This window comes from Pseudomonas nunensis, from assembly GCF_024296925.1.
Classification (GTDB): Bacteria; Pseudomonadota; Gammaproteobacteria; order Pseudomonadales; family Pseudomonadaceae; genus Aquipseudomonas; species Aquipseudomonas nunensis.
This window is the reverse complement of the sequence record NZ_CP101125.1, coordinates 5,383,623-5,402,654: the sequence shown is the minus strand read 5'-3', so window position 1 is coordinate 5,402,654 and position 19,032 is coordinate 5,383,623. Positions and strand designations below refer to the sequence as shown.

The 19,032-nt window shown below is 60.7% G+C and carries 18 protein-coding genes; 7 read left to right on the top strand and 11 right to left on the bottom strand.

Annotation, left to right across the window (positions count from 1 at the left end; translation table 11 throughout):
• The first annotated feature begins 136 nt into the window (after positions 1–136).
• Positions 137–1,351, top strand: a complete 1,215-nt coding sequence (locus NK667_RS23810; protein ID WP_054616326.1) for an MFS transporter — start codon at positions 137–139, stop codon at positions 1,349–1,351.
• Here NK667_RS23810 and cueR read toward each other — a convergent pair.
• From cueR to NK667_RS23790, 3 genes are all read right to left on the bottom strand, one after another.
• Complete coding sequence (gene cueR, locus NK667_RS23805) at positions 1,305–1,718, bottom strand: Cu(I)-responsive transcriptional regulator (RefSeq protein WP_054616325.1); 414 nt, start codon at positions 1,716–1,718, stop codon at positions 1,305–1,307. The genes NK667_RS23810 and cueR overlap by 47 nt on opposite strands.
• Positions 1,715–4,105: a heavy metal translocating P-type ATPase gene (locus tag NK667_RS23800; RefSeq protein WP_054616324.1), complete on the bottom strand. Its 2,391-nt coding sequence runs from the start codon at positions 4,103–4,105 to the stop codon at positions 1,715–1,717. The genes cueR and NK667_RS23800 overlap by 4 nt, the downstream gene beginning before the upstream one ends.
• A 176-nt stretch (positions 4,106–4,281) precedes the next feature.
• Positions 4,282–4,665, bottom strand: coding sequence for a hypothetical protein (locus NK667_RS23790; RefSeq protein WP_054043980.1), 384 nt, complete (start codon positions 4,663–4,665; stop codon positions 4,282–4,284).
• A gap of 159 nt (positions 4,666–4,824) precedes the next feature.
• Between NK667_RS23790 and NK667_RS23785 the strand changes: the two genes are divergently transcribed.
• Both NK667_RS23785 and NK667_RS23780 read left to right on the top strand, forming a co-directional pair.
• The gene (locus tag NK667_RS23785) at positions 4,825–5,022 is read left to right on the top strand and encodes a cation transporter (RefSeq protein ID WP_054043979.1); all 198 of its coding nucleotides are present in this window, start codon (positions 4,825–4,827) and stop codon (positions 5,020–5,022) included.
• A gap of 240 nt (positions 5,023–5,262) precedes the next feature.
• Positions 5,263–6,459 carry a multidrug effflux MFS transporter gene (locus NK667_RS23780; protein WP_054616323.1) on the top strand — a complete coding sequence of 399 codons (1,197 nt, stop codon included), beginning with the start codon at positions 5,263–5,265 and terminating at the stop codon, positions 6,457–6,459.
• 8 nt (positions 6,460–6,467) lie between these two features.
• On the opposite strand, the gene NK667_RS23775 is transcribed toward NK667_RS23780, so the two are convergent.
• The 3 genes from NK667_RS23775 to NK667_RS23765 all read right to left on the bottom strand — a co-directional run bounded on the left by NK667_RS23775 (position 6,468) and on the right by NK667_RS23765 (position 8,217).
• Positions 6,468–6,638: a hypothetical protein gene (locus NK667_RS23775; RefSeq protein ID WP_166656054.1), complete on the bottom strand. Its 171-nt coding sequence runs from the start codon at positions 6,636–6,638 to the stop codon at positions 6,468–6,470.
• Between the two features lie 241 nt (positions 6,639–6,879).
• Complete coding sequence (locus NK667_RS23770; protein WP_054616322.1) at positions 6,880–7,893, bottom strand: zinc-binding alcohol dehydrogenase family protein; 1,014 nt, start codon at positions 7,891–7,893, stop codon at positions 6,880–6,882.
• A gap of 30 nt (positions 7,894–7,923) precedes the next feature.
• Entirely contained in the window at positions 7,924–8,217 is a 294-nt protein-coding gene (locus NK667_RS23765; RefSeq protein ID WP_054616321.1) for a putative quinol monooxygenase, read from the bottom strand.
• A gap of 119 nt (positions 8,218–8,336) precedes the next feature.
• Here NK667_RS23765 and NK667_RS23760 point away from each other — a divergent pair, with 119 nt between their 5' ends.
• From NK667_RS23760 to NK667_RS23750, 3 genes are all read left to right on the top strand, one after another.
• Positions 8,337–9,266 (top strand): LysR family transcriptional regulator, encoded by a 930-nt coding sequence (locus tag NK667_RS23760; protein ID WP_054616320.1) that lies wholly within the window; start codon positions 8,337–8,339, stop codon positions 9,264–9,266.
• A gap of 305 nt (positions 9,267–9,571) precedes the next feature.
• Entirely contained in the window at positions 9,572–10,306 is a 735-nt protein-coding gene (locus tag NK667_RS23755) for an ArsR/SmtB family transcription factor (RefSeq protein ID WP_054043974.1), read from the top strand.
• A gap of 127 nt (positions 10,307–10,433) precedes the next feature.
• Entirely contained in the window at positions 10,434–11,816 is a 1,383-nt protein-coding gene (locus tag NK667_RS23750; protein ID WP_054616319.1) for an MFS transporter, read from the top strand.
• Between the two features lie 118 nt (positions 11,817–11,934).
• Here the strand turns inward: NK667_RS23750 and NK667_RS23745 are convergent, their stop codons facing one another.
• The 3 genes from NK667_RS23745 to NK667_RS23735 form a co-directional block, all read right to left on the bottom strand.
• Positions 11,935–12,888: an adenosine deaminase gene (locus NK667_RS23745; protein WP_054043972.1), complete on the bottom strand. Its 954-nt coding sequence runs from the start codon at positions 12,886–12,888 to the stop codon at positions 11,935–11,937.
• An 81-nt stretch (positions 12,889–12,969) separates the two neighbouring features.
• Positions 12,970–13,947: a 2-oxoglutarate and iron-dependent oxygenase domain-containing protein gene (locus NK667_RS23740; RefSeq protein ID WP_054616318.1), complete on the bottom strand. Its 978-nt coding sequence runs from the start codon at positions 13,945–13,947 to the stop codon at positions 12,970–12,972.
• 144 nt (positions 13,948–14,091) lie between these two features.
• Positions 14,092–15,174 (bottom strand): BMP family ABC transporter substrate-binding protein, encoded by a 1,083-nt coding sequence (locus NK667_RS23735; protein WP_054043970.1) that lies wholly within the window; start codon positions 15,172–15,174, stop codon positions 14,092–14,094.
• Between the two features lie 297 nt (positions 15,175–15,471).
• Here NK667_RS23735 and NK667_RS23730 point away from each other — a divergent pair, with 297 nt between their 5' ends.
• Positions 15,472–16,560 carry a calcium:cation antiporter gene (locus NK667_RS23730; RefSeq protein WP_054616316.1) on the top strand — a complete coding sequence of 363 codons (1,089 nt, stop codon included), beginning with the start codon at positions 15,472–15,474 and terminating at the stop codon, positions 16,558–16,560.
• Between the two features lie 142 nt (positions 16,561–16,702).
• Here the strand turns inward: NK667_RS23730 and NK667_RS23725 are convergent, their stop codons facing one another.
• Positions 16,703–18,061, bottom strand: coding sequence for an 8-oxoguanine deaminase (locus NK667_RS23725; RefSeq protein WP_054043968.1), 1,359 nt, complete (start codon positions 18,059–18,061; stop codon positions 16,703–16,705).
• Between the two features lie 273 nt (positions 18,062–18,334).
• Positions 18,335–19,024, bottom strand: a complete 690-nt coding sequence (locus tag NK667_RS23720) for an SDR family oxidoreductase (protein WP_054043967.1) — start codon at positions 19,022–19,024, stop codon at positions 18,335–18,337.
• Positions 19,025–19,032: the final 8 nt, after the last annotated feature.

The window sequence follows — 19,032 nt, the reverse complement described above, 5'->3', positions numbered from 1 at the left end:
TACCCTGTAGGAGCTGTCGAGTGAAACGAGGCTGCGATCTTTTTGACTTTGATTTTTTAAAACAAGATCAAAAGATCGCAGCCTCGTTTCACTCGACAGCTCCTACAGAGGACATCCCCACACTCAAGGATTGAATGTGAACTCCACCCGCAATGCCCACCTGATTATCACCGCCCGTCTGATCTCGGATTTCGGTGCGTTTCTCAACATGGTCGCCCTGGCCACTTACGTCTACGTGCTGAGCAACAGCGCCATGAGCGTCGCGATTTTCCTCGCCAGCCGCGTAGCCGGGGGGATTTTTGCCAGTTTGATCGGCACCACGTTCTATCGCCGCTGGTCCGGCCGCCTCCCGTTGATTGCCTTCGACTTGCTGCGCGCCGGGGTGCTCGGTCTGTTGCTGATTCTGCCGGTGACCCAGCAAGCCCTGTTGCTGCCAGTGATTGCCTTCGGCCTGGGCTTCGGCAATTCAATGTTCGCCATCGGCCTAAACAGTCAGTTGCCGAACCTGATCGACCGCGAGCACTTGCTCAAGACCAACGCCTGGATCACCTCGGCGGCGTCGATTGCGATGGTCGCCGGCAGTCTGGTGGCGGGGTTGGTCGTTGCAGCGTTTGGCTTTGAGGCAGTGTTCGCGCTGAACGTGGTCACGTACCTGCTGGCGGCGTTGCTGCTGGTGCCGTTGCGTTTCCGCGCAGCTGCCCCGAGTGCTGAATCAACTTCTGAACGAGGGGAGTGGTCGGCGCTGCTGCAAGGTTTGCGCTCGGTTCCCGTGCTGGCGGCGATGCTCGCGGTGGCCATGGCGGACACCTTGGGTAGTGCGGCGCACAACGTCGGGTTCCCGATCATCTCGCGGCTACTGACGCCAGAATCCGCCAGCACCACATTGGGTTTGATGCTGGCAGTCTGGGCCAGCGGCAAACTCATCGGCGCGCGGATCGCCAGCCGCCTCAAAGGCTCGGACAACATCAACCTGGAGCGGCGTTTTTTCTACGGCGTGCTGCTGATGTCTTGCGGTTTCATCCTGATGTTCCAGCAGCACACGCTGTACGGTTTGCTGCTGTTCTCGTTGCCGGCCGGACTGGGCGACGGGTTTTCCGAAGTCGGCCTGATGTCACGTCTGCAACGGGAACCGGATCACTTGCGCCTGCCGATCTTCAGTTTCCTGACTCTGCTGCAAATGACCGGGTTCGGCATCGGCATGCTGATCGCCGCGCCGTTCTACGCCTGGTGGACACCCGGCGCGGTGGTGCTGTTGTTCCACGGTATTCCCCTCACCACGTTGCTGGTGGTGAAGGGTTTGTCCCTCAGGCGCGGGCAGATTCGGCGCAGCAGCCCGACGCCAGCTCCTTGAGAATCGGACAGTCCGGACGGTGGTCGCCGTGGCAGTGTTCGACCAGGTCCTGCAAAGTGTCGCGCAACTGGCCGAGCTCGCGGATCTTCTGGTTCAGCTCGTCGATGTGCTGACGTGCCAGGGCTTTCACATCGGCGCTGGCCCGCTGGCGGTCTTGCCAGAGAGTCAGCAACTTGCCGACCTCTTCCAGTGAAAACCCCAGATCACGCGAGCGCTTAATAAACGCCAACGTGTGCAGGTCATCGTCGCCATACACACGGTAGCCGCTGTCGGTGCGATGGGCAGCTTTGAGCAAGCCGATGGACTCGTAATAACGGATCATCTTCGCGCTCAGGCCGCTGTGGCGGGCCGCTTGGCCGATGTTCATCGATTGTCCTCCAGATCCTTGGGTTTCCAGGTTTTCAACAGTAGCGCATTGCTCACCACGCTGACGCTCGACAGCGCCATGGCCGCGCCGGCTAGCACCGGGTTGAGGAAGCCGAACGCCGCCAGCGGAATGCCGATCAGGTTATAGACGAAGGCCCAAAACAGATTCTGGCGGATCTTCGCGTAGGTCTTGCGGCTGATCTCCAGCGCCGCCGGCACCAGTCGCGGATCGCCGCGCATCAGGGTGATCCCGGCCGCGTGCATCGCCACATCGGTGCCGCCGCCCATGGCGATACCAATGTCTGCGGCGGCCAGCGCCGGGGCGTCGTTGATACCGTCGCCGACCATCGCCACTACGCCGGTTTTCTTCAGTTCGGCGACGGTGGCGGCTTTGTCTGCCGGCAGGACTTCGGCGTGCACATCTTTAATCCCCAACGCTTCGGCGACGACTTTGGCGCTGCCACGGTTGTCGCCGGTCAGCAGGTGGCTGCTGATGTTGCGCGCGTTGAGTTGTTGCACCGCTTGCAGCGCGCCGGGCTTGAGGGTGTCGCCGAATGCGAACAGGCCGAGCACGCGCGGTTCGGGGCTTTGCTCGATCAGCCAGGACAGGGTTCGACCTTCGGTTTCCCAGGCTTTAGCGGAGTCGGCCAATGAACCGGCGCTCAAACTGCTTTCTTCCAGCAGACGACGATTGCCCAGCGCCAACCGACGACCGTCGAGCGTGCCGGCAATGCCGCGACCGGTCAGCGACTGGCTGTCGGTGACATCGGCCACGACCAATCCGCGTTCAGCACAAGCATCCAGCACCGCCTTGGCCAACGGATGTTCGCTGCCCCGTTGCAGCGCGCCGGCCATTTGCAGCAGGGCGGCTTCGTCACCGTCCAACGCACTTAGATGCGCGATACGTGGTGCACCAGACGTCAGGGTGCCGGTCTTGTCGAAGACCACGGCGCTGACTTCATGGGCACGCTCCAATGCTTCGGCGTCCTTGATCAGAATCCCGTAACGCGCAGCGACGCCAGTGCCGGCCATGATCGCGGTCGGCGTGGCCAGGCCCAAGGCGCAAGGGCAGGCGATCACCAATACGGCGACGGCGTTGATCAGTGCCGTTTCAATCGGCGCGCCATACAACCACCAGCCAATTAGTGTCGCTAGGGCCAGGACCAACACCGTTGGCACAAACACCTGGCTGACTTTATCCACCAGTTTCTGGATCGGCGCTTTCGCCGCCTGGGCGTCTTCGACCAGACGAATGATCCGCGCCAATACGGTTTCCGCGCCGAGCGCCAAGGTGCGCACCAGCAAGCGACCTTCGCCATTGATCGCGCCGCCGGTGACCTTGTCGCCGGGTTGTTTCGGCACCGGCAGGCTTTCGCCGCTGATCAGCGCTTCGTCGGCGTGGCTTTGGCCTTCCACCACTTCGCCATCCACCGGGAAACGTTCGCCGGGTTTGACCATGACCAAGTCATTCAGGCGCAGGGCACTGATGGCGACGTCTTGTTCGCGGCCATCGATCACTTGAATCGCGCGTTCCGGGCGCAGCGCTTCGAGGGCGCGGATGGCGCTGGCGGTCTGGCGTTTGGCGCGGCTTTCCAGGTATTTGCCCAGCAAGACCAATGCAATCACCACCGCCGAGGCTTCGAAATACAGGTGCGGCATGCGCCCGGCGGCGGTGGCCCATTCATAAAGGCTCAAGCCATAACCGGCGCTGGTGCCCAAGGCGACCAGCAAATCCATATTGCCAGCCCCGGCGCGCACGGCTTTCCAGGCCGCCACGTAGAAACGCGCACCGAAGATGAATTGCATCGGCGTGGCCAAGGCGAATTGCGCCCAGGCCGGTAACATCCAGTGCACGCCGAACGGTTGCAGCAGCATCGGCAACACCAGCGGCAAGGCCAGGGCGATGGCGGCGAGCAAAATCCAGCGCTCGCGCTGCAGGCGGGTTTGTTGATTATCGGTAGGGTGTTCGACTTCCCAGACGCTGGCGTTATAGCCAGCCTTGGTCACGGCGGCGATCAGGGTTTGAGGATCAACCTGGCCAAGCAATTCGAGGTGGGCGCGTTCGTTGGCGAGGTTGACGCTGACGCTTTTCACGCCGGGCACTTTATTCAAGGCCCGTTCGACCCGACCAACGCAGGACGCGCAAGTCATGCCGTCGATGCTCAATTCCAGACTTTGCTGCGGCACGCTGTAGCCAGCCTGCTGCACGGCGTCCATCAAGGCTGGCAGGCTGTCGCTGGGGGCCTGGATTCTCGCCTGTTCCGTGGCCAGGTTGACGCTGACCGCAGTGGCGCCGATGACTTTGCTCAAGGCACGCTCGACACGCCCGGCGCAACTGGCGCAGGTCATGCCGGCAATCGGCAGATCGAAAGTGGTGGATTCGGACATCGGTCACGCTCCCTGTAGAAAGTGCCTACAGGATCAACCTTGCCATGCGGGCAAGGTCAAGCGCCAATCTTCAAATGTGGGAGCGGGCTTGCTCGCGAAGGCGGACTGTCAGCCGACATCATCGTTGACTGACACACCGCTTTCGCGAGCAAGCCCGCTCCCACAGGGTTTGGTGATTAATATTCGAGAGCTGCGGGTTTGAGGTACATCCCTTCCTGCGTCATCGCAATCCGGAACTTCAATACATCGCCAGCCTTGAGCGTGATGTTCTGCGAGCCCGGTGCCAGCATTCCCGCGTTGCAACCCGGTGCCTGGCCCGGCAGCAGTTTCAAGCGCAGGGACACATTGCCCGGCGGCAGGTTGAACGAGGTGCTCTGTTCCTGGAATAGTCGCGCCGACAACTGGTCCTGAATGTACACACCGATCTCGCAGGAGGTCGCGACTTCCAGGCGCTCGCGGGAAATGATCAGGACGCCGTAATCTTCCCCGGCGGCATTGGCCGAGGGCAGGGCGGCGAAAAGGCTGAGGAAGCCAAACAGGCTGAGAGCTGACCAGCGCATGGCTGAATCTCCTGAGGTCGAGTCATTGATGATGCAGCTTGGCCGAGCGCGACGGCGATTGCCAGCCCGGCAGTTTATTCCAGAACTTGACCTTGCCATGGTGGCAAGCTCGAGACTGCCTCCAGTGTTACTAAAAAGCCTCACTCAAGGAGTTATTCCATGCAAGTGTTCAACGTTCAAGGCATGTCCTGCGGTCACTGCGTCAAAGCCATCACCCAAGCCCTGCAAGCGAAGGATCCGGCGGCCAGTGTGCGGGTTGATCTGGCGGCAAAGGAGGTCGGGGTTGAAAGCGCGTTGACCACTGAGCAAGTCATCGCCGCGATCACCGAAGAAGGCTATGACGCCAAAGTTGCCTGAAGCCAACCACAAATCCCCTTGTGGGAGCGGGCTTGCTCGCGAAGGCGGTGTGTCAGATACATAAATGTTGACTGACACTCCCTCTTCGCGAGCAAGCCCGCTCCCACAGGAGGTTTGTGTTTATCTGACAGAAAGCAATTGCCTGAGGGTTTTTAATAGTTAGCGACCTATCGGAATGTTCAAGGCGTCCCCGCCCGGCTAGACTGTCGAGCTGCCGACTCACGCCCAACTGGATGCCCGATGAACTTCCGTACCATTCTGATTCTTGGTGCCCTGACCGCTTTCGGTCCGCTGGCGATCGATTTCTACTTGCCGGCGTTCCCGGCGATCGCGCAGTCGTTCGGCACCGACGAAAAACACGTGCAGATGACGCTGGCTGCGTATTTCCTCGGCTTGTCCATTGGTCAGTTGCTCTACGGCCCGGTGGCGGATCGGTTCGGGCGGCGCATTCCGCTGCTCACGGGCGTCGGCCTGTTCACGGTGGCGTCCCTGGCCTGTGCGTTTGCGCCGAACCTGGAATGGCTGATGGGCGCGCGATTCATCCAGGCGCTGGGCGGTTGCGCGGGGATGGTGATTTCCCGGGCGGTGGTCAGCGATAAATGCGATGCAGTGGGCTCGGCAAAAGTCTTTTCCCAGTTGATGTTGGTGATGGGCCTTGCGCCGATCCTGGCACCGATGCTCGGCGGGTTGTTGGTCAACACCACCGGCTGGCAGTCGATCTTCCTGGTACTGACCGGGTTCAGCGCCCTGGCTGCATTGGCCGTAGCCCTAGGGTTGCCGGAAAGCCTGCCGGACTACGTGCCGCGCCAACCGTTGAAGGGCGCGTTGCGTCAGTACGGTCGGTTGCTGGCCGACCCTGTCTACCTCGGCCACGCCTTGACCGGCGGTCTCGCTGTCGCCGGCATGTTTGCCTACATCTCCGGTTCGCCGTTTGTCTTCATCAAGCTATACGGCGTGCCGGCCGAGCATTTCGGCTGGCTGTTCGGCACCAACGCGGCGGGATTCATTCTGGTGGCGCAGGTCAACGCGCGATTGCTCGCCAAGCGCGGCCCGGCGTTCCTGCTGGTGCGCACGGTGTGGATTTATCTGGGCGCGGGCCTGACATTGCTTGCCGTCAGCGCGCTGCACACCGAACAACTATGGCCGCTGCTGATTCCATTGTTTGTGTGTATCGCCAGCCTCGGTTGCATCCTGCCTAACGCCTCGGCCTGCTCCATGAACGGGCAGGGCGCCCGCGCCGGCAGTGCGTCGGCGTTGCTCGGGTGCCTGCAATTCAGCATCGCCGCCGGGGCATCGGCGCTGGTGGGAGTTTTGCACGACGGCAGCGCCATGCCGATGGCCATGGTCATCAGCCTGTGCGGAATTCTGGTGGTGAGCGCCGCGATGCTCACCCGACGTTTACAAAATGCCCGGGCGCTGACCCAAGCCGCGGTCTGATACCGGAGTTAGCCAGCGGCACGCTGCTGGCGGTCGGGGATTTGGTGAGGGGCGTGGAGCCGCGCTTCAAGGGTTCGGGTGAAGGCGCGCGCTTCAGCTTCGCTGCGGAACGTGACGGCGTGTTGATCGAGACGAACTTGCCACTGGGATGTTGCCACTTCTTTTATCAGGATCTTCATTGCTGACCTCCTTAAGTAAAAGACTGTGTCGCAGAGGCCTCGATTGTAGACCCGAATACGATCGCAATTGTGACAACGGTCAACTCTCAGACTGACGGTTCGCAGATTGGCTTTTGTTGGAGCAAGGCTTGCCCGCGAAGGCGATCTTGAGGACGCTTTCGCGGGTAAGCCTCGCTCCTACAGAAAAGGGCGTCATTGAGGACGCCATCGCGGGCAAGCCTTGCTCCTACACAAGGGCGGGTTAGAACCCTTCCAGCACAATCTTGCCCTTGGCCTTGCCGCTTTCCAGCAGTTCATGGGCGCGGCGCAGGTTTTCTGCGTTGATGGTGCCGAAGTGCTCGCCCACCGTGGTTTTCAAGGTCCCGGCATCGATCAGCTCGGCGATACGGTTGAGCAGTTTGTGTTGCTCGATCATGTCGGCCGTCTCGAACAGCGAGCGGGTGTACATGAATTCCCAATGCAGCGAAATGCTCTTGCGCTTGAGCTTGGTCACGTCCAGCGCCTTCGGATCATCGATCAATGCCAGTTTGCCCTGAGGCGCCAGCGCTTCGACTAATTGATCCAGATGCTCGTCGGTCTGGGTCAGGCTGGCGACGTGGGTTACGTTCTGGATGTCCGCACGCTTGAGTTCTTCGCTCAGCGGTTGGCTGTGATCGATCACCAGGTCGGCGCCCAACTCACGCACCCAGCTCTGGGTCTGTGGGCGGGATGCGGTGCCGATCACCTTCAGCCCGGTCAGTTGGTGAGCCAGCTGAGTCAGGATCGAACCCACGCCACCAGCCGCGCCGACGATCAGCAAACTCTGGCCTTCATCGGTGTTGCCTTCACGCACTTGCAGGCGCTCGAACAATAATTCCCACGCAGTGATCGCGGTCAGCGGCAGCGCAGCGGCTTCGGCAAAACCAAGGGATTTCGGCATGTGCCCGACAATTCGCTCATCCACCACATGCAGCTCACTGTTGCCACCGGCACGGGCGATGGAGCCGGCGTAGAACACTTTATCGCCGGCTTTGAACAGCGTGACGTCGCTGCCAACAGACTTGACCACGCCGGCCACATCCCAACCCAGCACTTTCGCCGCGCCACCTTCAGGCTGGACGTTTTGCCGGACCTTGGTGTCCACCGGGTTCACCGAGATGGCTTTGACTTCCACCAGCAAGTCGCGAGGGCCGGCAACCGGTTCTGGCAGTTCGATGTCTTGCAGGGATTTGGCATCGCTGATCGGCAGGGAGGCGTAGTAGGCAATCGCTTTCATAAAGGGGCTCCGTCGTAATAAAGGAAGAAATCAGGCCAGGGTACGCAGGCGCTTGAGCTCGAAGTGTTCGAGGAAGTCACCGGCCTTGGCGCGGAAGTTCTGGATGTGGGCGCTGTCGTCGTGGGCTTGCAGGGCTGCGTCGCTGCTCCATTGTTCGATCATGTAGAAAGCCAATGGGTTGGCGAGGTCCTGGTGCAAATCGTATTGACCGCAACCGGCCTCGGCGCGGGTTGGCTCCAGCAGCGCCCGCAGGTGCTGTTCGAGGGCATCCTGCTGGCCGGGTATGGCGATGAGGGTGGCGATAGCGGTAAACGGCTGGGACATGTTCGACTCCTGACGCTGAGTGATTTTCGATGGGACAGATGATTGGCTATTTCCCGGCAAGATAAAACCCGCTAAAAGAGCAGTCTCTTTCAATATTTTTTTGATAATCGGGGCTGAAGATGCTGCGTTTCGATGACTTGCAGTTGTTTGTCCGGGCCGCGGACCTGGGCAGTCTGTCGGCGGCGGCACGGGTGATGGACATGTCGGCGGCGGTGGCCAGTGCGGCACTCAAGCGCATCGAGCAGCAACTCGGCGCGCGGCTGTTGGCACGCTCCACCCGCAGCCTGCGCCTGACCGCCGAAGGCGAGGGCTTCCTGGAATATGCGCGAGCGGCCCTGAGCAATCTGGATGAAGGTCGGCGTTTACTGGCCAGCGGTCAGGATCAGGTCAGCGGGATCTTGCAACTGTCGGCGCCTTCGGATTTTGGTCGCAACCTCTTGCTGCCGTGGCTGGACGAGTTTCAGCGTGAGCATCCGAAACTGACCGTGCGTTTATTGCTGGGAGATCGCATCGCCGACCTGTTTCGCCAACCGGTGGACATTGCGCTGCGTTACGGCGAGCCGGAGGATTCGAGCCTGGTGGCGCTGCCCATCGCCCCAAAGAACCGTCGCGTGCTCTGCGCATCTCCCGAGTACCTGGCCCGACACGGCGAGCCTAGGCAACTGGAACAACTGGCGCAGCACAATTGCCTGTTATTCATGCTGGGCAGTCGGGTTCACGATCGTTGGAGTTTCCACGATGGCAAGCGTGAAGTCGGTTTGACGGTCAGCGGTGACCGTTTCAGCGATGACGCCGATGTCGTTCGACTTTGGGCGGTGGCAGGGGCCGGGATCGCCTACAAGTCCTGGCTTGATGTGGGCGCCGATGTACTGGCAGGTCGCTTGAAAGTGTTGTTGCCGGAGTTGCTCTGTGAGCGCGCACCGCTGAATTTGCTGTGCGCCCATCGCGCACAATTGAGTAAGCCGGTGAACCTTTTGCGGGAAATGCTTGCCAGCCGATGCGCGAAGTTGAGTAGTCAATTTCCGTCGTTATCGGGCACTGATCAATAGTCGCAGGTAAATAGAGAAATTTCTGTCAGGAACTATCACCACCCGCGGCCTCCCAAGGGCAGGAACCGGCGGTCAACCCGCTTATACTAGCGCCCGCCTTATGCCTGCACCGTCGAACCGGCCCGGACGCGTCCAGCCTCCAGTCGTCCTTGCCCGGGAGCCCGTGCGGGTTGCTCGATGGAACACGGGGTGTGGGTGACTTGCCTGACCGGGTTCATGGCGGTTTTCACGCCTTGGCCGACGACACATTACTGGTCAAGATGTCTGTGAGCAGCAGACGAAACGATTCAACAGGGAGTGAATACATGGAACATGCACCTTGCATCAGCCAGATCGCCACGCTGCTGGCTGACCCCAAGCGCAGCGCAATGATGTGGGCCTTGATGGATGGCTCTGCGCGGCATACCGAAGAACTGGCCTTATTGGCCGGGCTGTCGCCGTCTTCGGCCAGTGCACACCTGGGGCGTTTGTCCGCCGGAGGTCTGTTGAAAGTCGAGGAACGCGGGCGCAAAAGATTCTTCCGCCTGGCGGCCCCCGAAGTGGGCGCCGCAGTGGAGGCGCTGGCGAGTGCCTCCCTGGCCAGCACGCCACGGGAGATTCCGGAGACGATCAAGCGCGGCAATCTCATGGGTAAACGCCAGGCCGCACCCTCGTCGCTGTTGCAAGCGCGGCTCTGCGAGGACCACTTGGGCGGCACACTGGCGGCCGACCTGTACCAGCGATTGCTGGATTCTGGCTGGATCGAGCAGTTCGATCAGCGGGTCGTCATCACCCACAAGGGCTCCAGGCAACTGGCCAGCCGCGGAGTATTCATCCAGGCCCTGGCCCACCGCAGTGGGCAAATTGCCTGCGCCTGCCCGGACTGGAGTGAACGCCGTCCGCACATGGGTGGTTCAGTGGGCGCAGCGTTGTTGCAGTTGTTCATGCAGTCCGGCTGGTTGACCCTGCCCAACGATTCCCGCGCCTTGCAGATCACCGCGACCGGGCAGCGAGAAGTTCACCGCTTCGCAAAGGAAACCGAGCTGGAAATGGCGTTGTAGACGCATCGGCGCTGACGTCTGAGGTCTCGGGCGTCGTTCAGGGTTGCGGGCAGGTCGCATCCAGCAATAGCTTCCAGCCGCTATCGCGCACACTCGATCCGGGGACTTTCGGACGGGGGTGCATGGCATGGAAATACAAGGATTCAGCGCAGCAGAGCGCTTGGAACGGCTGCCCATCAGCGGCTATCACCGCATCATTTTCATCATCATTGCCCTGGCGTTTTTCTTTGACTCCATGGACCTGGCGATGATGACTTTCCTGCTCGGCTCGATCAAAACCGAGTTCGGCCTGAGCAGCGCGCAGGCCGGATTGCTGGCCAGTTCGAGCTTCTTCGGCATGGTGCTGGGGGCGTCATTGTCCGGCATGCTCGCCGACCGCTTCGGGCGCAAACCGGTGTTCCAGTGGAGCATCGTGTTGTGGGGCATCGCCAGTTACTTGTGCTCCACGGCGCAGAACGTGGAGACCCTGACGTTGTTCCGCGTGCTGCTGGGGATTGGCATGGGCATGGAGTTTCCCATTGCGCAGTCGATGCTTTCGGAGCTGATTCCGGCCAAAAAGCGCGGGCGTTATATCGCGTTGATGGACGGGTTCTGGCCACTCGGTTTCGTCGCGGCCGGGGTGCTTTCGTACTTCCTGTTGCCGGTGATTGGCTGGCGCGACATCTTCCTGGTGTTGGCGGTGCCGGCGGTGTTTGTCCTGGCGATTCGCTTCTTCATTCCCGAGTCACCGCGCTGGCTCGAACAGGCCGGGCGACATGACGCGGCGGACAAGGTATTGCTGGGCATTGAGCAGCGGGTTCGCACGTCGTTGGGGCGCGCGGAATTGCCGACGCCGATTCGCTTGCCACGGGTGGCGAGTACACCGGGTAACTTCTTTTCCGCATTGCAGCAGATCTGGTCGCCGCTGTACCGCCAGCGCACGATGATGATTTGGAGTGTGTGGTTCTTCGCCTTGCTTGGCTTCTATGGCTTGACCTCGTGGCTCAGCGCTTTGCTGCAACAGTCGGGTTTCGCCGTGACCCAGTCGGTGTATTACACGGTGCTGATTTCCCTCGGCGGGATTCCCGGTTTCCTCATGGCTGCCTGGTTGGTGGAGCGCTGGGGACGCAAACCGGTGTGCATCGTGACGCTGCTGGGTGGTGGGGTGATGGCGTTCCTGTATGGCCAGAGTGCGGTGTTTGGCGGCAACGTCGGCCTGTTGATCACTTCGGGTCTGTTGATGCAATTCTTCCTGTTCGGCATGTGGGCGGTGCTCTACACCTACACGCCGGAGCTGTACCCGACGTCGGCGCGGGCCACAGGCTCGGGATTTGCCTCGGCGATCGGACGCGTCGGTTCGTTGCTCGGGCCATTGGTGACCGGGCTGGTGTTCCCGATTACCGGGCAGGGCGGGGTGTTCGCGTTGGGGGCGATGTGCTTTGCGATTGCGGCGGGGGTGGTGTGGTTGTTCGGGATGGAGACGCGGGGCAAGACGTTGGAGGAGTTGAGCGAACCGGTAGTGGTCGGCTAAACGCAGAACCCTGTGGGAGCGAGCTTGCTCGCGATAGCGGACAGGCATTCAACAGAGATGTTGAATGTGATGGCCTCATCGCGAGCAAGCTCGCTCCCACATTAGATCTTCAACGGACTTACGGTTTCACCAACCGCGCATCCAGGCTGTTCTGCGCCAGGCGCTTGGCCTGATCCTGGGTCATGCCCAAGTCGGTATACAGCGCATGGAAGTTCTCGGTGACGTAGCCGCCGAAGTACGCCGGGTCATCAGAGTTCACCGTGACTTTCACGCCACGTTCGAGCATGTCGAGGATGTTGTGCTGGGACATGTGATCGAACACGCAGAGCTTGGTGTTCGACAACGGGCACACGGTCAACGGGATCTGCTCGTCGATGATCCGCTGCATCAGGCGCTCGTCTTCGATGGCGCGCACGCCATGGTCGATGCGCTGGATTTTCAGCAGGTCGATGGCTTCCCAGATGTACTCCGGCGGGCCTTCTTCACCCGCGTGGGCGACGGTCAGGAAGCCTTCGTGACGGGCACGATCAAACACGCGCTGGAACTTGCTCGGCGGGTGACCCATCTCCGAACTGTCGAGGCCGACAGCCACAAACGCATCGCGGAACGGCAGCGCCTGGTCGAGGGTTTTCTGCGCTTCGTCTTCGCTCAAGTGGCGCAGGAAGCTCAGGATCAAACCACTGGTGATGCCCAGTTGCTGTTCGCCGTCTTTCAACGCGGCGGCGATGCCGTTGAGCACGACTTCGAACGGCACGCCACGGTCGGTGTGGGTTTGCGGGTCGAAGAACGGTTCGGTGTGAATCACGTTCTGCGCCTTGCAACGCAACAGGTAAGCCCAGGTCAGGTCGTAGAAATCCTGCGAGGTGCGTAAAACGTCCGCACCCTTGTAGTACAGGTCGAGAAACTCTTGCAGGTTGTTGAAGGCGTACGCCTTGCGCAGGGTTTCCACGTCGTCCCACGGCAGGGCGATTTTGTTGCGTTCAGCCAAGGCGAACAGCAACTCGGGCTCCAGCGAGCCTTCCAGGTGCAAGTGCAGTTCTGCCTTGGGCAGGGCGTTCAGCCAGTCGTACATGTTCGAATTCTCATCAGGTGCAATGACCGCATTCTACAGATGCTCGCCGCAACAATTGGTAAAACCTGACCAGACGGTTGATCAAACCGCTTCCGGTTCCCGTCGATAGGCGTAGGTATCGGCGAAGCGCGAGAGCAGGAATTCGGCGCAGGTGGTCGCGGGATATTTCGCCGAGTTCACGGCATTCAGGTCGGCGTCCTGGCAACCGGGCAGGCATTCGATGAGCGTGTCGGGGTGCGGTTCGGCGAAGAATGGCATCGAGTAGCGATCCACACCCAGCGGGCTGATCACCCGGTGTGGCGTCGACAGGTAACGGTCGTTGCTCCAGCGCGCCATCATGTCGCCGAGGTTGACCACGAACGTGCCGTCGATGGGCGGCGCGTCGATCCATTCGCCGTTCACGTTGCGCACTTGCAGGCCACCGGCCGCGTCCTGGTAGAGCAGGGTGATGCAGCCGTAATCGGTGTGGGCGCCGGCGCCTTGCTGTTCTTCGGAACTGGCGGTGTGGCGCGGCGGGTAATGGATCATCCGCAGTACGCTGACGGGTTGATTGAAGCGCGTGTCGAAGAAGTCGCGCTCGATGCCGAGCGCCAGGGTCATGGCCCGCAGTAGGGTTTGGGCGAGGGCCTGCATGTCGATGTAATGCTGCTCCATCAGCGCCTCCCAACCGGGTAACGACGGATGGCGATTGGGACCTCGCAGGGGTTTTTCTGCCAGCACGTCCGGGTGATCGGCCGGCAGGTGCAGGCCCATGTCGAAGGTTTCTTTCAGGTCGCTGGGTTTGCTCGGATCCAGTTGCTCGGTGGCGATGGCGCCGTAGCCACGGTGATGCTGCGTCTGGGTGATGTCGATCTTGAGCTTTTCGGCGGCGGGTAAAGCGAAGAAGCGTTGGGCGTGGTCGAGCACGGTTTCGATGCGGGCAGCGCTGATCGGGTGACCTTTGATATAGAAAAAGCCCCAGTTGCGGCAGGCGTGATCGATTTGCGTGGCGATGGATTGCCAGGCGTTATGGTTGTCGGTGTAGAGCGGGGCGATGTCGATGATCGGGAGTTGATTCATGCGCATTCCTCAAGAACGCTGAAGATTTAATGTGGGAGCGGGCTTGCTCGCGAAGGCGGTGGGTCAGTCACTATTGAAGTCGACTGACACACCGCTTTCGCGAGCAAGCCCGCTCCCACACTGGATGTGTGTTGGGTTGGGGAATTACTTCGGAATATCGGCCTTCATGCCTTCAACGTAGTAGTTCATCGATGCCAGTTCCGCATTCGTCGCGCTCACGCCCGCAGGAATTTTCACTGCACCGGCCTGATCCTTGATCGGCCCGGTAAACGGATGCAGCGCGCCGCTCTTGATGTCGGCAATGATCTGCTCGGCTTCGGCTTTCACCGGTGCTGGCACCAAATCGCTGATCGGCAGTTCCACCGTGCCTTCCTTCAATCCACCCCAGTAATCCTGGGATTTCCAGGCGTGGTCGAGCACGCTTTGGGTCGCCTGAATGTAATGCGGGCCCCAGTCGTTGACGATGGAGGTCAGCACCGCTTTCGGCCCGAAGTGCGCCATGTCCGAAGCGTAGCCCACCGCATACACGCCGCGTCGTTCGGCGGCCTGGATCGGCGCCGGGCTGTCGGTATGCTGGAACACCACGTCCACACCTTGGTCGATCAGCGCATTGGCGGCATCCGCCTCTTTGCCCGGATCGAACCACGAGTTGACCCACACCACCTTGATTTCGGTGCCCGGGTTGTACTTGTTCAGGGCCAACTGGATAGCGTTGATGTCGCGGATTACTTCAGGAATCGGGAACGAGGCGACGTAGCCGATCTTCTTGGTCTTGGTCATTTTCGCCGCGAGGAAACCGCCGACGTAGCGACCCTCATACGTGCGCGCCAGGTAGGTGCCGAGGTTCTTGTCCTGCTTGTAGCCGGTGGCGTGTTCGAAGGTCACCTTGGGGAATTGCTTGGCGACTTTCAGCGTCGGGTTCATGTAGCCGAAGGAGGTGGTGAAGATCAGGTCGTAGTTGTCCTTGGCCATGTTGCGGATCACCCGCTCGGCATCGGCGCCTTCAGCAACGTTCTCCACGTAATTGGTGGTGATCTGCGAACCGAATTTTTCTGCGAGCGCCTTGCGTCCCTGTTCATGCTGATACGTCCAGCCGTGGTCACCGATCGGGCCGATATAAACGAAGCCGACTTTCAGCGGGTCGGCGGCACTCGCGGTCAGGCTGGCGCTCAGACCGATGGCCGCGGCAACGGCGCACAGCAGCTTCTTCAACGGACGTTTATGCATGAACTCGAACTCCATATTGTTTTGAGGATGGCGAGGTCAATGCAAATTGCTGACCAACAGGACAACAATAAATCCGAAACCGCGGTGAAGCCTTCGCGAGCAAGCCCGCTCCCACAGGGGACCGCGATCCAATGTGGGAGCGGGCTTGCTCGCGAAGAGGCCCGCAAGGCCAATAAAAGTGCATGGCTCAATACGGCTGCCATCCACTGGTGCGCTAAGGTGTAACGAAACGTTAGCGCCGCTCCGCAGTCAGTAGCTCATCACTCTGATTTCGCTCCACTGTGCAAAAGGCCTGCAATGCTCACACTCCTCAAGCAAGAAAAGTTTCTGTTGCTGGCCCTGGTCGCCGCCGTCCTCGCGTATCCGTTGGAACCGTGGATGCTGCACAACGGCCAGCCCATCGCCCTGGCCGCCGGCCTGGTGCTGATCGCCTTCATCGTCGCCGCGTCGATGCGCGTGGCCCATCACGCCGAATTGCTCGCTGAAAAAGTCGGCGATCCCTACGGCACGATGATCCTGACGCTGGCTGCCGTACTGGTGGAAGTGGTGATCCTGGCGATCATGATGAGCAACGAGGCCTCGCCAACTCTGGTGCGCGACACGATTTACTCGGCGGTGATGCTCGACATCAACGGCATCCTCGGCCTCGCCGCGTTAATGGGCGGGATCAAGCATGGCGAACAGTCCTATAACGACGACTCCGCGCGCAGCTACAGCGTGATGATCCTCACCGCCATGGGCGTTTCGATGGTGGTGCCGGAGTTTATTCCCGAGGCCAATTGGAAGATTTATTCGGGGTTCACCATCGGCGCGATGGTCGTGCTCTACGCCTTGTTCCTGCGCATGCAGGTCGGGCCGCACAGTTATTTCTTCAGCTACAGCTACCCGGAAAAACGTCGTAAGAAAGTCCCGGAAGAAGCACCGGAGCCGGTCAACGTGACGCTCAGTGTCGCGACGCTGGTGTTTGGCGTGGTGGTGATCGGTGCCTTGGCCGAAGTGATGTCCAAGACCCTCGATCTGGGCCTGGAAGGCACGGGTGCACCGCCGGTGATCACGGCGATTTTAGTGGCGGCGATTTCGGCGGCGCCGGAGATTTTGACCGCATTGCGCGCGGCACTGGCCAATCGCATGCAGTCGGTGGTGAACATCGCCATGGGCGCGTCGTTGTCGACGGTAATCCTGACGGTGCCGGTGATGGAAGCGATGGCGCTCTACACGGGGCAGCCATTTCAGATGGCAATGACACCGGTGCAGACGGTGATGATTTTTCTGACGTTGATCGTGAGTGCGATCAACCTGAATGATGGGGAAACCAATGCCATCGAGGGCATGACGCATTTTGTGTTGTTTGCGACGTTTATTATGTTGTCGTTGTTGGGGCTCTAACCCACCACAAGATCACTGTGGAAAGCGGATCAAAAATGTGGGAGCGGGCTTGCTCGCGAAGGCGGAGTGCCAGCCAACATCTTTATCGACTGACACTCCGCCTTCGCGAGCAAGCCCGCTCCCACATTGGGTTTGTGTTGTGTCAGGTGCCCGCGATGAGTTGCCGGGCCGCCTGGCTGTGATCCGCAATCAAGCCTTTCAGATCCAACCCTTCAACCTGCCCGTCAATCACCCGCCACTTACCGCCGACCATCACCCGATCCGCACGATCAGCGCCGCACAGTAGCAACGCCGACACCGGATCATGGCTGCCAGAGAATCGCAGTTCATCCAGCTTGAACAACGCCAGATCCGCCTGTTTGCCCACCGCCAGTTCACCAATATCAGTACGCCCCAACAGACTCGCCGAACCTTTGGTCGCCCAACCCAGGACCAACTCCGGGGTGATCTTTTCCGCGCCGTAACGCAAGCGCTGGATGTACAGCGCCTGCCGGGTTTCGAGCATCATGTTCGACGCATCGTTGGACGCCGAACCGTCCACGCCCAGACCCAGCAACGCGCCCGCTGCAGTCAAATCCAGTGTCGGGCAGATGCCGGACGCCAGGCGCATGTTCGAGCTCGGGCAATGGCAGATACCGGTGCCGGCTGCGCCGAGGCGGGCGATTTCGTCCGGGTTGAAATGAATGCCGTGGGCCAGCCAGGTGCGCGGGCCGAGCCAGCCGACGCTGTCCAGATAATCCACGGTGCGCAGGCCGAAGCGTTGCAGGCAGAAGTCTTCCTCGTCGAGGGTTTCGGCCAGGTGCGTGTGCAGACGCACGTCGAGTTTGTTCGCCAGTTCGGCGCTGGCGGACATGATTTCCGGGGTCACCGAAAACGGCGAGCACGGCGCCAGGGCGATCTGGATTTGCGCGCCATCGCCACGCTCGTGGTACTCGGCGATCAAGCGCTGGCTGTCGGCGAGAATCACTTCGCCTTCCTGCACGGTTTGCTGCGGCGGCAGGCCGCCGTCTTTTTCGCCGAGGCTCATGGAACCACGGGTCAGCATGGCGCGCATGCCCAGTTCGCGAACGCTTTCGACTTGTACGTCGATCGCATTCTCGAGGCCTTCGGGAAACAGGTAATGGTGATCGGCGGCGGTGGTGCAGCCGGACAGCAGCAACTCGGCCAGCGCAACTTTGGTGGCGAGGGCGAGTTTTTCCGGGGTGAGGCGCGCCCAGACCGGGTACAGGGTTTTCAGCCACGGGAACAACGGCTGATTGACCACCGGCGCCCAAGCGCGGGTCAGGGTTTGATAGAAGTGGTGATGGGTGTTGATCAGGCCGGGCAGGATCACATGCTCGCGGGCATCGAAGACTTGTCCACAAGGCGTGGAAGGTTGCTGACCAGCGGCGAGCACTTCGACGATCAAACCGTCTTGCAGCACCAGGCCGCCACGGGCATCGAGGCCATTGGCAGTGAAAATTGCGAGGGGGTTTTTTAACCAGGTACGGGTCGCAGGCATGTTGGCCGGCTCCTCTGAAAGTGGGTTCAGGTTAGCCAGCTCAGTGATTACCCTGTCTGCTGATCCAGGGTCGTCGCGGGGGACGAGGTGCGGAGTTTCAAACAAAACGGCGTTGTGGGCAAGCCCGGTCCGACCAGACAACACAAAACCCTGTGTGGAATGATCCCCTGTGGGAGCGGGCTTGCTCGCGAAGGGGCCTTCACATCCAACATCAATGTTGGATGACACACCGCTTTCGCGAGCAAGCCCGCTCCCACAGGGGGATTCGCGGTGTTACCAGGGAATCGTTTCGCCTTTGTAGTTCACAAAATAATGCCCGCCCTTGCCTGTGAACGCGTTCACTTGGTCAACCAGCCCACGGGTGCTGGTTTCCACATCCAGATCCGCGCCTTCGCCGCCCATGTCGGTCTTCACCCAGCCCGGATGCAACGACAGCACGGTGAGCTTCTGCTCGCCCAACTGAGTGACGAAGCTGTTGGTCATCGAGTTCAGCGCGGCTTTACTGGCCTTGTACAACGCCAGTTCCGGGGCGTCCGGTACGGTGACGCTGCCCAGCCCGGAACTCATGAACGCCAGCACGCCGCTGCCATCACGAATCTGGGTGACGAAACGCTGGGCCAGGTTGATCGGCGCTACGGCGTTGGTGAAAAACAATTGCCCGACTTCGGCCAGCGTCGCGCCGCCACCGGGCGTTTGAACGGCAGGGCCCTTGACCCCGGCATTCACGAACAGCAGGTCAAACATTTCGCCCTTGAGCTCGTGGCTCAAGGCAATGACCGCTTGCTGATCATCCATGTCGAGCTTTTCAATCCGCACCTTGCCCAGCGCTTGCAGCGCCTCGGCATTCTGCGGGTTGCGCACAGTGGCGGTGACTTGCCAGCCGTCGGCCAGCAAGGTTTTTACCAGGCCGAGGCCAAGGCCCCGGGAGGCGCCGATGATGAGTGCGGTTTTTGCCGTGGACATGAGTGGCT